Consider the following 15,955-nt stretch of genomic DNA (forward strand, 5'->3'; position numbering starts at 1 on the left):
TTGCGCAGCGCGACGTGCCCGGTGCCCGTGCTTGTACTCAGGAAGTTCGAGGTCGATCGATGAATCAACGTACCGCTGGTATCGATGCCAGTGGCCAGGATAATGCCGCGTTAACCGCAGAAAGGTTGCAGCTTGCGCTGGACGCGGGCGCGATCATCGGCACGTGGGTATGGGATATACCCAATGACAGGGTTACGGCCGATGAGCGTTTTTCGCATTCGTTTGGCTTGCCGCTGTCCAAATGCCTGACAGGGATGCCTCTGGCAGAAGCGTTTGCCTCCATCTATCCCGATGACCGCGAACGCGTCGCGCAAGCCATTCAGGCGGCCACGGCCCTGGGCGGCCCGTTTCGCTGTGAATACCGGGTCCGCCAGGACGATGGCTGTTATCGGTGGGTTGAAGCCAACGGTCGAGTCGAGCTCGATGAGCAGGGCATTGCGGTGCGCTTTCCTGGTGTGCTGATGAACATCGAGTCACGTCGCAAGGCCCAGGCCGAGCGCGACCGCATGTCCACGTTGCTGCGTACCTTCACTGCCGCGGTTCCCGGCGTGGTGTACGCCAAGGACCTGGAGGGGCGCATGCTGGTGGCCAATCATGGCGCCACGCAGCTGATTGGCAAGCCGCCGGAATTCTACCTGGGCAAGACCGACCTTGAGTTCCTCGAGGACAAGGAGCAGGCCAGGCAAGTGATGGAAACCGATCAGCGTGTGATGGCTGGCGGGACGGCCGTGCAGGTCGAAGAGCGGGTGGACATGCCAGACGGGTCGGCCACGTATTGGCTCTCGGTCAAGGCACCGCTGCTCAGTGACGACGGGGAGGTGATCGGCTTGGTAGGATCCTCCATCGACGTCACGGCCCGCAGGCAGGTAGAGGCGCAACTTCTTGAGCTCAACCGAACGCTCGAGGCGCGTGTTGCCCAGGCGGTAGCCGAGCGGGAGGAGGCCGAAGCCGCTTTGCGTCAGGCCCAGAAAATGGAGGCGGTTGGACAATTGACTGGGGGCATTGCCCATGACTTCAACAACTTGTTGGCGGGCATTTCGGGCAGTCTTGACCTGATCAGGTCTCGCCTGGCCCAGGGCCGTCATGAGGACGTTGAACGCTACATGACCGTGGCTTACGGTGCTACACGCAAGGCCGCCGCGCTGACGCACCGACTGTTGGCGTTCGCCAGGCGCCAGACCCTGGTGCCCGTGCAGACGGATGTCCATGCGCTGATCGATGGTATGGCTGAGCTCGTGCGCCGCACGGTAGGCCCTTCCGTGAAGCTGGAGGTCCAGTTGTCCGCTTCGTTGCACACGTGTCTGGTCGATCCCGTCCAGCTTGAGAACGCATTTCTGAACCTTTGCATCAATGCGCGCGATGCCATGGACGGTAACGGCCGGATTTGCATTCGCACGGCAGACAAGCGCATCGATGGGGATGCAGACCCTGAGATCGCTTCGGGCGATTACCTGAGCATCTGCGTCACGGATGAGGGCATTGGTATGGACGCCGCAACCCTCTCGCGGGCGTTCGAGCCATTTTTCACCACCAAGCCGCTAGGTGCAGGTACGGGGCTGGGTCTGTCGATGGTGTACGGTTTTGCCCGCCAGACCGGCGGACATGTGCACATCGAGTCGGCGCCGGGGCAAGGCACTCGGGTCTTTGTGCAATTACCGAGTCACGGTGGGCCTGCCCGTGTGGTCAGCGACAGCGTTGCCCCTGCAGTGAATCACCGGGCGCGGCCGGGTGAAACGGTATTGGTGGTGGACGATGAAGCGTCGGTGCGCCTGTATGTCAGTGAAACGCTCAGTGGAATGGGCTACGTCGTCATCGAAGCAGCCGACAGCCTGGCGGGTTTGCAATTGCTGCGCTCGGACACGCGTATCGACCTGCTGATCACCGATGTCGGACTGCCTGGCGGGTTGGATGGCAGAAAGATGGTCGACGTTGCAAGGGGGATCAGGCCGCGGCTGCCAGTGCTGTTCATCACTGGCTATGCACCGCCCACCCCTGAGCAGCAGACCTGGCCCACCCATGGCGGGATGGTACTGAGCAAGCCATTCGATCATGACACGTTGGTCGGGGCCTTGAGCACCCTGATGCACGCGTGAAGCCGGGCTCGGCCCGCTAACCGCGGGCCAGGCCACAGACAGCGTGGAATGCCCTTAAATCGGTACCTCGGGAGCCAGCGTACCCGCCGCCGCACCAGGCACCAGAATCACCTTGCGGCAGTCATCCTTTTTCTGGTCGAACATCTTGTAGCCCATCGCCGCTTCCTCAAGCGCCAATCGATGCGTCACGATCAATTCAGGTTGCAGCCGGCCAGCCTCGATATGCTCGAGTAATTCTGGCAAGAACTTCTGAACGTGGGTCTGACCCATCTTGAACGTCAGGCCCTTGTCGAACGCGTCGCCGAACAGGAAGCCATGGATGAACCCGGCGTACACACCAGGGACGCTTACCACGCCGCCGCGCCGTACGGCAGCAATGCATTGACGCAGCGCCTTGCCGCTGCTGCCTTCGATCTTCAGGGCTGTCATGACGGTTTCGGTGGTGCTGCCCTTGGCCTCGAAGCCTACTGCATCGATGACGGCATCAACGCCGCGCATGCCCGGGGTTAGCCGAATGATGCTGTCGGCAGGGTCATCGTCCTGCTCGAAATTAATCGGTACTACCCCATAAGCGTCGCGGGCAAACGTCAGGCGGTAGTCGTTGTCGTCGACCAGGAAAATGGTGTGAGCGCCCAGCATGCGAGCGCAGGCTGCGCTCAACAAGCCGACGGGGCCCGCACCGTAGATGGCTACTGTCGAACCCTGGCCCACTTGCGCGTTGGTCACTGCCTGCCAAGCGGTGGGCAGAATATCCGACAGGAACAGCACCTTGTCGTCTGACAGCGAAGTGGGCACCTTGAAGGGGCCTACGTTGGCCTTAGGTACCCGTACATAGTCCGCCTGACCGCCCGGGATCCCACCATACAAATGGCTGTAGCCGAACAGCGCTGCACCTGGTGGAATGATTTTCTTGTTGATGATGGCGCCGCGGCCTGTGTTAGTCGTCTCGCAGGCGGCAAACAAGTCGTGCTGGCAGAAGAAGCAGCTGCCGCAAGCGATCACGAAGGGAATCACGACGCGGTCACCAACTTGCACATTGGTCACCCCGCGGCCGACATCCTCGACGACGCCCATGAACTCGTGGCCAAAAATATCACCCTGTTCGGTTTGTGGAATCTTGCCGTGATACAGGTGCAGGTCAGATCCGCAGATGGCAGTGGCGGTAACCCTCAGAATGATGTCGTCAGCGTCTTGCAGGATAGGGTCCGGAACCGTGTCGACTCTTACATCCTGTGCGCCGTGGTACGTCAATGCTCTCATGGTTCAACTCCTGCGAAGGCGAGTGTGTTATGCAGGGGAAACCACAGGACAAACAAAAGTTCAGGTCAAAAGCTCGGCGGGCATGCGGACACGCGCATACCCGTGCCGTCGTGCTCAGTCTGCCAGTAACGGTAGGCGTATCGTGAAAGTGGTACCGAGCGCCGCATCCGAAGCGACGGTGACATCGCCGCCATGGGCCAAAGCGATTTCGCTGACGATGAACAGCCCTAACCCGACAGAGCGCACCGAGTCGGCACGGTCCGTGCCCCGAGTCATAGGTGCAAACAAGGATGTAAGCAAGGTATCAGGAATGCAGGGGCCATGGTTGTGCACGCTGATGACGGCGCCATGCTCATGAAGATCAGTGGTAACGGTGACGGGATGGGTGAGGTCACCATAGGCCACACTGTTGGCCACCAGATTGCCAATCATTTGTTGCACGCGGTCTGGGTCCAGCGCACGTTGACCCTTGCCTTTGCATAGGTGACGAATGCGCGCCTGGGCGAAGGCGACTCTCAATTCGTTGACGCTTTGATCGACCGTCGAGCACAGGTCTATCGGTTGACGGCAGATGGTGATGCCTTGGCCAATCCTGACCGAGGCAAAGTCGAGCAGATCAGCGATCATGCGCCTGGCGCGCTCCGAAGAATGGCTGATACTGCCCAGCAGACGCCGTTCCTTGTCCCTGTGCTCACCGCGTTCGAGCAACTGCGTCGCCATCTTGATCGCAGTCAGCGGGTTTTTCAGGTCATGACTGGCGATGGCGACCATCTGTTCGGCAAAGGCTGCGCGTCGCTGGGCGCTCTGGTAGGCGTCGGCCAGCTCGGCCTTGGCCTGCTGCAACGCAGCCTCGGCCTCAGTGGTCTGCGCCAGCAATTGCTCGGCGCGGCGCCGGGCGGTGAGCAATTCACGCTCGTAGCGATCCCGCTCGATGGTGCCGAACAGCGCCAGCTCGTGGAACACGCCGTGGGCATATTGACGGCGCACGCCATTGAGCAACATGGTGATGACGTGACCGGTGCGGTGCCGTACTTCGAGCTTAACCTCGGCGACCGAACCCTGCATTCTCATCAGCGGCGCCCAATGGGTCTGGTGGAAAATTCGTCCGCCCATGGTCAACAGCTCCTGAAAACTGCACTGCGTCAGGTCCTCGGGCGCGTAGCCCAACCACTTGCAGAAGGTCTGGTTTGCCCTCACGATCACGCCCGTCTCGGTGGTGACCACCAGGCCGCAGGGTGCCCCTTCGAACAACGCGTCGACAGCCGGTATCTCACCCGCGCCGGTCATGGCCCCGGTGCCCAGGGTTGCAGGAAGGCGTCCATGGCCTGGGAGCAGGCTGTAGGGGCACTCATGTGCGGGCAATGGCCGATGTTGTCGATCAGGCACAGCGTGCTGTTGGGCAGCACGGCATGGAGGTACTGGCCCACGGAAACTGGCGCGATAAGATCGTCGATGGACTGAAGAATCAACACGGGCGTAGGCAGGCCCTGCACATCCAGCCGGTTGTCAGACAGGAACGTGACACGCGCGAACTGCCGAGCGATGTCTGGATCGGTGCGGCAGAAACTGTTGGTCAGCTCCTCGCTCAGCATAGGCTGGCCCGGCGCGCCCATGATCACCGGCGCCATGGTACTCGACCAGCCCAGGTAGTTGCTGTCCAGTGTTTCGAGCAGTTCGTGGATATCCTCCTGCTTGAAACCGCCGATGTAGTCGCCGTCGTCGATATAGCATGGCGATGGGCCGACCATCACATGAGCTGCAATGCGACCAGGTTGCTGTCGATCCGCCAGTGCACCAATCATGGCGCTGACCGAATGACCGACCAGAATCACGGCGCCTTGGCCGTATTCTGTGATTATCTCGTTCAGATCCGCTGCATAACCCGCCAAGGAGTCGTACCGGACGCGATCGTACGCCGATAAGTCCGATTGCCCAGCACCAACCAAGTCGTAGGTCACGATGCGAAAGCGCGCTTGAAAATGCGGCAACAGGTACTTCCACATCGATTGATCGCAGCCAAAACCGTGGGAAAAGATCAACGTGACAGGGCCAGCACCGGTGATGCGCACGTGGTTACGCGTAGATAAGGTCATGGCTTTCCAAGAGGGTGTGCAGCATCCGTGGCAGGGTGGGTGGGGCATGGCTTGGGCAACGTTGGCTGTTGAATCTACCGCTTACAAGCAAGCGTAGGCCGGAGATGACGAATCGACATTGGCCATCGAACAATAGTTTCGTAAGCAGCCGCTATTGGCGGAGCAATTTACCGCTTGGCGTTGTCAAGAAGTGACGAGTTGCACCATTGCCCAACCAGGAGAGTCACGTGACGGAAAAGAAGGCCCGCGTCAGCAATCAGGCGACCGGAGACATATCCAACCTGCCGCACGACATGTTCTTCGCTGCCGTGCAAACGACGCGCATGCCCATGATCGTGACCGATCCCAGCCGCGACGACAATCCTATCATCTTTGCCAACCGCGCGTTTCTGGAAATGACCGGTTATGAATCCGGTGAGATCATGGGGCGAAATTGCCGCTTCCTGCAGGGCCCCGAGACTGAGCGGTCGGTGGTCGACGCTATCCGTGAGGCGATCGAGAAGCGCGTGGATATCGCCACCGAAGTGCTCAATTACCGCAAGGACGGCTCCAGTTTCTGGAATGCGCTGTTCATCTCGCCGATTTTCAACGAGCGTGGCGACCTGATCTACTTCTTCGCCTCGCAGTTGGACGTCAGCCGTCGGCGCGATGCCGAGGATGCATTGCGTCAGGCGCAGAAGATGGAAGCTCTGGGTCAGTTGACGGGCGGCATTGCTCACGACTTCAACAACTTGCTGCAAGTGATGGGCGGTTACATGGGGCTGGTGGCCAGCGAGACCGACAAGGCGCAGCCGGACCTGAGCCGCATTCGCCGAAGCGTCGGGCATGCGCAAACGGCGGTCGATCGTGCCAGTACCCTCACCAAGCAGTTGCTGGCCTTTGCCCGCAAGCAGAAACTGCACGGCCGCGTGCTCAACCTCAATCATCTGCTCGATGACGTGAGCCCTATCATCGAGCGCACCTTCGGCGCCCAGGTGACGGTCGAATACGACTTGGAAGAGCACTTGCGCAACTGTCGCATCGACCCGACCCAGGCCGAAGTGGCACTGCTGAACATCTTCATGAACGCTCGCGACGCTCTGATCGGTCGCAAGCGCCCCCACGTATTCATCGAAACGCGAAACGTGCACGTAAGCGACATCAATCTGTCCTTCGACGGCCTATTGCCGGGCAGTTACGTGAGCATTTCCATTACCGACAACGGCATCGGCATGCCTGCGAGCATTCGTGATCGCGTCATGGACCCTTTCTTCACGACCAAGGAGGAGGGCAAGGGCTCGGGGCTGGGTCTGTCCATGGTGTATGGCTTCGCGCGTCAGTCCGGCGGCGCTGCCAGGATCTACACCGAAGAGGGTGAGGGGACCACGCTGCGCTTGTATTTCCCGGTGGACGAAGCCAGCCCGATTCAGGAAAAGCCCGTGAAGCTGGTCGAGCGCAGTTCCGGTACCGAGAGGATTCTTATCGTCGAAGACCGTCCAGACGTTGCGGAGCTGGCCAAGATGGTGCTGGAAAACTATGGCTACGACGCCGACATGGTGCTCAACGCACGCGAAGCGCTGAAGCTTATCGAAGCGGGTGAGCGCTATGACTTGTTGTTCACCGACTTGATCATGCCCGGTGGCATGAATGGGGTGATGCTGGCGCGCGAGGTGCGTCGCCTGCAGCCGCAGATCAAGGTGCTGCTCACCACCGGCTACGCGGAGAACTCGATCGAACGCACCGACATCGGTGGCTCTGAATTCGATGTGATCTCCAAGCCCTGCCAGCCCCATGATCTGGCACGGCGCGTGCGACAGGTACTGGATGGCCATACGGGTATCGTGTGAGGCCGGCTCGCTCGATTACCAACCGGAGTGAACCATCGGTCACTCCTTGGGTTCGATTGAAAAAGCGAGCACCAGGGAGACCGGCATGACGGCATTCATTGAGCAGCCTTCTACTGACCTGATGTACTTGGAGGCAATCAACCGTTGGTTTTCTACCTTCGATGATGACGTGGCACGCTGCGCCTGCCCCCGTGCCTCCCACCAGGAACTGCTGCGTCAGGCGGACGAGATGAAGCGGCTCGGGCTGATCGCTAGGCAGCAGTGGCGGGACCTTCGACAACTGGCTGACCAATCGTTGCAGCAGGCACTGGAAGGCGCCCGCTGAAACGGCTCGACCGCAATCCATGCACACTCACTTCCAAGGATCGGTAGCATGCGGTCGATCCGAACTGGCTGAACCTGGATCAAGCCGCAGGCTGAGCGCGAAGCGAAGCTGAACGCGCGAGCTGATCACTGATCACGCCGATGAAATGATCCAGGGTCCAGGGCTTGGGCAGGAATATAGCGCCAGAGGGGAGGGCACAGCTTGACGGGTCGTGATAACCACTCATGACCACGATGCGAGTGTCAGGCTGCGACTGGCCCACCTGGTAGGCCAGCTCCAGTCCGTTCACCGCACCAGGGGTGCGGACATCGGTGAGGAGCATCGAAAATGCCGAGCGCGAGGTTATTTCCAGGCCTTCCTGTGCTGTTTCCACGCTGGTTACCGCTGCGCCCAGGTCCTCAAGGGCAATGGCGATCAGCTCACGGATGATAGGTTCGTCCTCAACCAGCAGAACGGTCGGACAGCTTGGGAATTCGCACGTTTTCATGGCAATACTCTGGCTCTGCGCACGCTGAATAAAGGGAACATCCGATGTAGACTTGCAGCCAGAGGTGCAAGCGATAGCTGTGCGCTACCGTTGTGACCTCGGGCTGTAGCAAAAAATTCCTTTGCGTAGCGTTTGCTGCTTTGCGATGCACAAACCAATGCTCAGGCGCCGGGTTCCTGGGCTAACCGTTTAAGCAATGCCTTGGCAGTTGCTGCTGAGGATGCCGGGTTCTGACCTGTTATCAGATGCCCATCCTCGACCACATGGCTCGCCCAGTCTTCGGCCTTGGCATAGTGTGCGCCATGGCCCCGCAGCATGTCCTCCACCAGAAACGGGACGACGTCGGTCAGACCCACGGCTTGCTCTTCACTGTTGGTGAAGCCCGTGACTTTTTTGCCCTTGACGACAGGGTGACCGTCAGGCGCCTTGACGTTTTTCAACACGCCCGGTGCATGGCATACCGCTGCGATGGGCTTGTTGGCGGCATAAAAGGCCTGCAGCAGAACGATCGAGTCCTGGCTTTCGGCCAGATCCCACAGTGGGCCGTGGCCGCCTGAATAAAAAACGGCGTCGAAATCATAAGGGTCGACTTCGCCAAGGGGGACGGTATCGGCCAGGGCAGCCTGGCCCTCGGTGTCTTTGGCGAAGCGTTGAGTGGCCTCGGTATGTGCATCGTCTTCGTCACTTTTCGGGTCCAGCGGCGGCTGCCCGCCCTTGGGCGAAGCGAGCGTGACGTCGGCGCCGGCATCCACGAATGCGTAATAAGGTGCCGCGAACTCTTCCAGCCAGAACCCGGTTTTCTTGCCGGTGTCACCCAGTTGGTCGTGGGACGTCAACACCATCAGGATCTTCTTCATGCAGGTTTGTCCTCCAGCTCAGGTTGTGCAGGGCCGCTGCCCTGATAAGGGTGGGAGTGCGGTAAACGGTGAGTGTTCCATGGACGTGAGCGTAAGGCATTGAAAAAATGCCGCAGCTCAATGGGGCGCAGGGCAGGGCAGGGCAGGGCGTGGCGTGGAGAGGAGCGCGGTGCCACGCGGTGGTCACAAAGCTGTAACACAGCTGATGCAAAGTGTGCCGGCCATCACACGGAGCGCTTTCAATGATACGCCTGATGAAGTCTGCTGCACTCGCCGTTGCGGTCTCCCTTTGCGCCACATCGGCTTCGATCGCCGCAGAAAACATTCGCCTGACCGGTTCCGGGGCCAGCTTCCCCGCACCCATCTACCTGACCTGGTTCAAGGACTTCAGCAAGAAGTCCGACGGCGTGACCGTCGACTACCAGTCCAAGGGCAGCGGCGCCGGGGTGCAGGATTTTCTGAACAGGACCGTGGACTTTGCCGCCAGCGACTCGGCCATGAGCGAAGCTGACATGGCCAAGGTGGGCGAGGGCGTACAACTGCTGCCCATGACCGCCGGCGAGATCGTGCTGGCCTACAACCTGCCTGGCAACCCGAAAGGGCTCAAGCTGCCGCGCGAGGTGTACTCCAATATTTTCCTTGGCAACATCACCCGCTGGAACGACCCGCAGATCGCGGCCGCCAACCCGGAGCTCAAGCTGCCCGATACCCCCATCACCGTCGTGGTGCGTGCCGACTCCAGTGGCACGACAGCGGTGTTCACCAAGCACCTCTCGGCTATCAATGCCGACTTCAAGCAAAAGCTGGGTGAGGGCAACACGGTCAACTGGCCGGCTACCGACAAGTTCATCAAGTCACCTAAAAACGATGGTGTGACCGCCACCGTACGCCAGACCCCAGGCGCCATTGGCTACATTGAGTACGGTTTTGCCAAGTTGGCCAAGGTGGACTTCGCCCAACTGCAGAACAAGGCCGGGCAGTACGTGGTGCCCAATGCCGAAAGTGGCGCCGAGGCCCTGGCCGCCGTGAACATGCCGGAAAACCTGGTGGCCTGGCTGCCTGATCCGGACGGCGCCAAGTCCTATCCCATTACCTCCTACACCTGGATGATCTTCCGCAAGGACAATGGCAACCCCGCCAAGGCCAAGGCCATGCGCGACATGGTCGAGTACAGCCTGACCGAAGGGCAGAAGATCGCCGACTCGATGGGCTACATCCCGCTGCCGCCTTCGGTGGTCGAGCAAGTGCGCAAAGCCTCCGCCAACATCAAGTGATACCGGCGTCCCCGGCGTGCGCCTGATACGCCGGGGTGTCAGCACCCTGTCCCGGAACCTGCCAATGAACACACCCTTCGACCTACCGGATAACCCCGACTCCGCCTGCCGGCCGCCGTCTGCCAGGGACGTGCTGGTGGACCGCACCTTCCGGGCGCTGGCCCGCATTGGGGTTGTGCTGGTCCTGGCACTGGTCTTCGCACTGGTTTACGAGGTAGGCCGCAAGGCTTTGCCCGGCATCGAGAAGCATGGCTTCGACGTGCTGCTGGGCAGTGTCTGGGACGTCAACCAAGGCCAGTACGGCATTCTTCCTGCCATCTGGGGCACGCTGTACAGCGCATTCATCGCCTTGCTGATCGCCGGTTTCTTCGGCGTCAGCATGGCCATCTTCCTGACCCAGGATTTTCTGCCGGCCAGACTCGCGGCGGTGTTTCGCACCATCGTCGAGCTGCTGGCCGCCATCCCCAGCGTGGTGTACGGGCTGTGGGGCATCTATGTGGTGATTCCGGCCATACGGCCACTGACCACCTGGCTCAACAGCGAGCTGGGCTGGATCCCGTTCTTCGGCACGTCCCTGAGCGGGCCGGGGTTGCTGCCTGCAGCCTTGGTGCTGGCGATCATGATTCTGCCGACCATCGCCGCGGTCTCCCAGGACGCGTTGACCAGTGTGCCGATGAAAACCAAGCAAGCCGCCTATGGCATGGGCACGACGCACTGGGAGGCGATTCTCAAAGTCATGGTGCCCTCGGCTGCGACCGGCATCTTTGGCTCGCTGGTGCTGGGCCTGGGCCGCGCCCTGGGCGAGACCATGGCACTGGCCATGCTGGTGGGCAACGCCAACACCCTCTCTGTGTCACTGTTCGCGCCGGCCAATACCCTGGCAGCGTTGCTGGCCCTGAACTTCCCCGAAGCCGGACCAAACGAGGTGGAAGTGCTGATGTACGCCGCCCTGGTGCTGATGTTCATCACGCTGCTGGTGAACGTGCTGGGCTCGATGATCATGCTCTACGCGCAACGAGGTAACCGCTGATGACCGATCTCTCTACACCAGTGGCCGCGCTGCCAAGCCTGCAGCGCAAGCTCGAGGGCCGGGCGCTGCGCAGCGTACTGCTGACCACACTGGCCTGGCTCGCCGCCCTGGTGGCCAGCGTGCCGCTGATTTCGGTGCTGTACATGCTCATCACCCGTGGTGGCGCACGGCTGAACCTGGAAGTGTTCACCGAGCTGCCGCCAACCGGCTTCGAAATGGGCGGCGGCTTCGGCAACGCCATGGTCGGTACCCTGGTCATGGTCGGCATTGCAGCGGCCATCGCTGTGCCGGTGGGCATCCTGGCGGCCGTGTTTTTGGCCGAGCTCGGGCCTGACAGCAAGCTGGCCAACGCCGCACGCTTCGCCGCCAGGATGCTGACCGGCTTGCCGTCCATCCTGGCTGGCGTGTTTGCCTATGCGCTGGTGGTGATGACCACTGGGACCTACTCGGCGCCGGCGGGCGGCGTGGCGCTGGCCGTTTTGATGCTACCAATCGTGGTCCTGACCGCCGAGGAAGCCATGAAGATGGTGCCCAAGATCATGAAGGACGCCGCCTACGGCATGGGCTGCACCCAGGCCCAGGTGATCTGGAAGATCGTGCTGCCCACCGGCCTGCCCGCCATCCTGACCGGCGTCATGCTGGCCGTGGCCCGGGCGGCGGGTGAAACGGCGCCGCTGCTGTTCACCGCGTTGTTCAGCAACTACTGGATCTACCACGATGGCAGCCTGGCGGTGATGAACCCCACCGCTTCGCTGGCGGTGCTGATCTACAACTTCTCCGGCATGCCGTTCGACAACCAGTTGGAGCTCGCCTGGGCGGCGTCGCTGGTTTTGGTAATGATCGTGCTGGTCATCAACATCCTGAGCCGTGTATTCGGCAAGCCCAAGTACTGATAAGGGAGCATTCGACGTGAACGTATCCACCGCCCAAAGAGTCGCTCCCCTGGCCAGCGAAACCCCCATCGTCATGGATTGCAAGCTGGACAAGATCTTCTACGGCAACTTCATGGCCGTGCGCGACAGCCACGTGCCGATCCGCAAGAACGAGATCACCGGTTTCATCGGCCCGTCCGGTTGTGGCAAAAGCACCGTGCTGCGCAGCCTCAACCGCATGAACGACCTGGTCAAGGGCTTTCGCTTCGAAGGGCATGTGCACTTTCTGGGGCAGGACGTCTACGGCAAGGGGGTCGATCCAGTCGTGGTCCGCCGCTACATCGGCATGGTGTTCCAGCAGCCCAACCCGTTCTCGATGAGCATTTTCGACAACGTGGCCTTCGGCCTTCGGCTGAACCGCTACAAGGGCGATATCGGTGACCGGGTCAAGCATGCCTTGCAAGGCGCTGCGTTGTGGGATGAAGTGAAAGACAAGCTCAAGGTCAGTGGCCTGTCCCTGTCCGGTGGCCAGCAGCAGCGCTTGTGTATTGCCCGGGCCATCGCCACCGAACCCGAGGTGCTGTTGCTCGATGAACCCTGTTCGGCGCTTGACCCGATTGCGACCCGGCGGGTGGAGGAGCTGATGGTGGAGTTGAAAAAGGACTACACCATTGCGCTGGTGACCCACAACATGCAGCAGGCCATTCGCGTGGCTGACACCACGGCGTTCTTTTCGGTCGACATTTCCCAAGGCACGCGCACGGGCTACCTGGTAGAGATGGGGCCCACCACCCAGATATTCCAGGACCCTCGTGAACAGCTGACTGCCGACTACATCAGTGGCAAGTTCAGCTGAGCCTCGCTTGAGAACGCCCGCGCGCCAGTGCCAGGACGGCCAAGGCCCGCGGTGGTCTTTACCCCAATACCGCAATCAGGGATAACCGATGCCAGCGACGCCCCGCCTGGATCTCAACGCCGTCGAGCACGCCCTGCGCCAAGTGCAGGCGCATTTCGCCGAGCTCAGCCGCCACTTCACCGAACCTCGCGACCCGTTCACCGACGAGGTGCTGTGCAACGTGCTGGAGGGCTACGCGTTGGTCGATCACTACGTGGCGCGCGGTATCGACCTGTTTCACCTGCAGCAGGTGAACCTGATGCTGGAAATCAACGCCACGGTGCTCTGTGGCACCGACGCCGCCCGCCGCCAGGAGTTCGCTGCGCACCTGGCGGCTACCGAAACCCATTTTTTCAACAACGTCGAAGGCGGCATCAAGGACTTGTACAACTGGTACTGCGGTTATGGCAGCGATTCGATATGGAAGCGCGCAGCTGGCGTGTACGTGCGCATCCTCAGCAAGCCGCAGCTGTTCATCGAAGGCAACAACCGTACCGGCTCGCTGATCGTCAGTTATCTGCTGATGCGCGCAGGCTTGCCGCCATTCGTACTGTCGCTCGAGAACGCCGAAGGCTACTTCAATCCCTCGTCAGTCATCCGCAACTCGGCCAAGCATGGCGTCAAGGCGCTGTACGAGCTGCCCAAGATCAAGAAAAAGTACGCCGCCTTCCTGGAAGCCCATGCCCCGGCGCCCGAGACGTTTTTCCTGCCAACCCCCCTGCGCGAGAGGAGCCTTCGATGAGTCGCGGATTAGCCTGGCAGCGCTGCCGAGCGGTGCTCGAAAGCACTGTACGTCAAGCGCGAGTGCGCATCTCGTTCGACATCGACGATACCTTGGCCTGCCTGCCCGAGCACGCCGAAGCCGAGCCAGACCGGCTGCCGAGCTTCGTCCACCGCTGGTTGGGCGAGCCACTGCGCAGCGGTACCCGGGAATTGATCAGCGACCTGCGCCGCCAGGGTTGCAGCGTGTGGATCTACACATCGTCCGGACGCACGCCGGCCTACATCCGCCGATGGTTGCTGCTGTACGGTATCCGCGTCGATGGCGTGGTCAACAGCGACCGCCACCAGCACATGCTGGGCCAGCGGGGGCTGGTCAACTCGCCCTCCAAGCTGCCCTCGGCGTTTGACATCGACCTGCATGTGGACGACTCCGAAGGTGTACGGCTCGAGGGGCTCGAGCATGGTTTTCGCGTGGTAGTGGTCTGCCCCAAAGACGACCAATGGACGCAGAAGGTCAAGCAGGCGGCTACCGATGTTCAGGCCACGCTGGCCTGGCAGCAACCTCATCGCTTTACCACAGCACGTGCGCAGCGGGGATCGATGCTCGCTTCCTGACCCGCCAGAGGCCAGGCAGGCCCTGTCTGGTCAGCTGTCCCGTTCATACGCTCGGCCACTTTCGTGCCGATCTTCGGTGTCCATCATTGATGCGTAAGCCCTAGGTCGCACGACCCGGCCTAGCCCGTAGTGGTCCCAAACCACCGGGCCTTGCACGCCCTTCGCAAGCAGGCTCGATGCTGCGCCAAAGCAGCGTTTCTGACCGCTACCCACCTTTCGATAATCGCCTCCGACCCTCTGTCCCCCGTTTGGAGCGCGCCATGCACAACAATAAAAACAAGTCTCTGCGGCCTCGTTACCTGGCAGTTGCCATCGCCAGCCTTGCGGCTGTCAGCCTGAGTTCCCTGGCGCAAGCCGAGATCATGCTGTACGACCAGAACCAGACCACCTTTTCCACCGACGGCTATATCAACGCGTTCTACGTCAACAGCAAGGTCGATCGTGAAGGTGAGCAGTTCGACCGCCGCCAGTCTCGGGTGAAGATGGGCTTTCTGCCCAATTACCTGGGGTTCAACATGGGCAAGCAGGTCAATGACCTGAAGCTCGGTGCCCGTGCCTCGTTCTGGGTCACCATCAACGACAGCGAAAGCACGGGTACCGACACGGCCATCGATGTCCGGCAGTTCTACGGTACCGTGGCCAACCCTGAATGGGGCGAGGTGCTCATCGGCAAGGACTTCGGGCTGTTCGCCCGCTCGAACATCCTGCTCGACGAGTTGCTCGCCGGTTACGGCCAGGTCAGTGACACGCTGGGCCTTGTCGATGGCGGTGGGGTATCGTTCGGCAACATCGGCAGCGGCTACCCGTACCCGTTCCCGACCTCGCAAATCACCTACCGTACCCCGGTCATGGAGGGCCTGCGTATCGCCGTGGGGATCATGGACCCGGTCGACACCAATGACAGCAGCCCCACGGGCAAGGCCTACCAGAAGAACCCCCGCACCGAGTCCGAGATCACGTACCAGTTCGACCTGGCAGGCGCACACATCTACAGCTGGCTAAACGGCAGCTACCAGACCTCCGACAACACTGACGACGCGGTGCGGTCTGTCACCTCAAAAGGGCTTGGCTATGGCGTGCAGGCCAAGCTGGGCGGGCTGTCCCTGACCGGGTCCGGCTTCCAGGCCAAGGGCATCAACCCGTTCTTCACCAACAATGCCGGCGAACCGGTGTTGCGCAACGTGGACAGCGACGGCTACCTGCTGCAAGCCTCTTACAAGGTCGGCAAGAACCGGGTTGCGCTTTCCTACGGCAAGACCAAGGACGACGGCAACGGCGCGGTAGGCAGCGGTGCCGATTATCAAACCCGCGGGGTGGCGCTGTTCCATGACATCAACGACAACCTCAAGCTGGTGGCCGAGTACAACCAGTTTTCCATTGAGGGCCATGAGACTCGCGAGCAGAACGAAGACACCGATACGTTTGCCGTGGGTGCGGTGCTGACGTGGTAGCGATGTGGCGTAGGCCCCGTGTTCAACGGGGCTTGCGTGGTATTCCAGACCTTCAGGGTCAGGCGCCTGATGGCGGTGCAGCGCTGCAGCCCGAATGATGCTTGCACGCACAACGCTGTTGACGCTCACTTGCCCGCCGGACGCTTCCCAGCCG

The 15,955-nt window shown here is 61.1% G+C and carries 15 protein-coding genes; 10 read left to right on the forward strand and 5 right to left on the reverse strand.

Translation table 11 applies throughout. The features are described from left to right. The first annotated feature begins 59 nt into the window (after positions 1-59). Entirely contained in the window at positions 60-2,093 is a 2,034-nt protein-coding gene (locus NMB38_RS09320) for a hybrid sensor histidine kinase/response regulator (protein ID WP_494355011.1), read from the forward strand. 54 nt (positions 2,094-2,147) lie between these two features. Here the strand turns inward: NMB38_RS09320 and NMB38_RS09325 are convergent, their stop codons facing one another. The 3 genes from NMB38_RS09325 to NMB38_RS09335 form a co-directional block, all read right to left on the reverse strand. After that, positions 2,148-3,353 (reverse strand): zinc-dependent alcohol dehydrogenase, encoded by a 1,206-nt coding sequence (locus NMB38_RS09325; protein WP_027914752.1) that lies wholly within the window; start codon positions 3,351-3,353, stop codon positions 2,148-2,150. 114 nt (positions 3,354-3,467) lie between these two features. Beyond that, on the reverse strand, positions 3,468-4,640 hold the full coding sequence (locus tag NMB38_RS09330; RefSeq protein ID WP_494355012.1) for a PAS domain-containing sensor histidine kinase: 1,173 nt from the start codon (positions 4,638-4,640) through the stop codon (positions 3,468-3,470). Further along, positions 4,637-5,446, reverse strand: coding sequence for an alpha/beta fold hydrolase (locus NMB38_RS09335; RefSeq protein WP_027914754.1), 810 nt, complete (start codon positions 5,444-5,446; stop codon positions 4,637-4,639). The genes NMB38_RS09330 and NMB38_RS09335 overlap by 4 nt, the downstream gene beginning before the upstream one ends. A gap of 227 nt (positions 5,447-5,673) precedes the next feature. Here NMB38_RS09335 and NMB38_RS09340 point away from each other — a divergent pair, with 227 nt between their 5' ends. Next, positions 5,674-7,272: a histidine kinase famiy protein gene (locus NMB38_RS09340; RefSeq protein WP_028687009.1), complete on the forward strand. Its 1,599-nt coding sequence runs from the start codon at positions 5,674-5,676 to the stop codon at positions 7,270-7,272. An 85-nt stretch (positions 7,273-7,357) separates the two neighbouring features. Then, entirely contained in the window at positions 7,358-7,597 is a 240-nt protein-coding gene (locus NMB38_RS09345) for a hypothetical protein (RefSeq protein ID WP_088522954.1), read from the forward strand. 79 nt (positions 7,598-7,676) lie between these two features. Here the strand turns inward: NMB38_RS09345 and NMB38_RS09350 are convergent, their stop codons facing one another. Together NMB38_RS09350 and NMB38_RS09355 are read right to left on the reverse strand one after the other, a co-directional pair. Further along, a complete protein-coding gene (locus NMB38_RS09350) occupies positions 7,677-8,084 on the reverse strand; it encodes a response regulator (protein ID WP_027914757.1) in 408 nt (135 codons plus the stop codon). A 161-nt stretch (positions 8,085-8,245) separates the two neighbouring features. After that, the gene (locus NMB38_RS09355; protein WP_494355013.1) at positions 8,246-8,941 is read right to left on the reverse strand and encodes a type 1 glutamine amidotransferase domain-containing protein; all 696 of its coding nucleotides are present in this window, start codon (positions 8,939-8,941) and stop codon (positions 8,246-8,248) included. A 242-nt stretch (positions 8,942-9,183) separates the two neighbouring features. On the opposite strand from NMB38_RS09355, the gene pstS reads away from it, so the two are divergent. The 7 genes from pstS (at position 9,184) to NMB38_RS09390 (ending at position 15,801) form a co-directional block, all read left to right on the forward strand. Continuing rightward, on the forward strand, positions 9,184-10,215 hold the full coding sequence (gene pstS, locus NMB38_RS09360) for a phosphate ABC transporter substrate-binding protein PstS (RefSeq protein WP_027914759.1): 1,032 nt from the start codon (positions 9,184-9,186) through the stop codon (positions 10,213-10,215). A 64-nt stretch (positions 10,216-10,279) separates the two neighbouring features. Next, positions 10,280-11,245, forward strand: a complete 966-nt coding sequence (pstC, locus tag NMB38_RS09365) for a phosphate ABC transporter permease subunit PstC (RefSeq protein ID WP_028687012.1) — start codon at positions 10,280-10,282, stop codon at positions 11,243-11,245. After that, positions 11,245-12,138, forward strand: a complete 894-nt coding sequence (gene pstA / locus NMB38_RS09370) for a phosphate ABC transporter permease PstA (RefSeq protein WP_027914761.1) — start codon at positions 11,245-11,247, stop codon at positions 12,136-12,138. The genes pstC and pstA overlap by 1 nt, the downstream gene beginning before the upstream one ends. 73 nt (positions 12,139-12,211) lie before the next feature. Continuing rightward, positions 12,212-12,973: a phosphate ABC transporter ATP-binding protein PstB gene (pstB, locus tag NMB38_RS09375; protein WP_042139286.1), complete on the forward strand. Its 762-nt coding sequence runs from the start codon at positions 12,212-12,214 to the stop codon at positions 12,971-12,973. Between the two features lie 88 nt (positions 12,974-13,061). After that, positions 13,062-13,754 carry a hypothetical protein gene (locus tag NMB38_RS09380; protein WP_027914763.1) on the forward strand — a complete coding sequence of 231 codons (693 nt, stop codon included), beginning with the start codon at positions 13,062-13,064 and terminating at the stop codon, positions 13,752-13,754. After that, entirely contained in the window at positions 13,751-14,350 is a 600-nt protein-coding gene (locus tag NMB38_RS09385) for a hypothetical protein (RefSeq protein ID WP_042139284.1), read from the forward strand. The genes NMB38_RS09380 and NMB38_RS09385 overlap by 4 nt, the downstream gene beginning before the upstream one ends. Positions 14,351-14,610: 260 nt before the next feature. Next, a complete protein-coding gene (locus tag NMB38_RS09390) occupies positions 14,611-15,801 on the forward strand; it encodes a porin (RefSeq protein ID WP_027914764.1) in 1,191 nt (396 codons plus the stop codon). Positions 15,802-15,955 lie beyond the last annotated feature (154 nt).

The organism is Pseudomonas sp. FBCC-B35 (assembly GCF_059133755.1).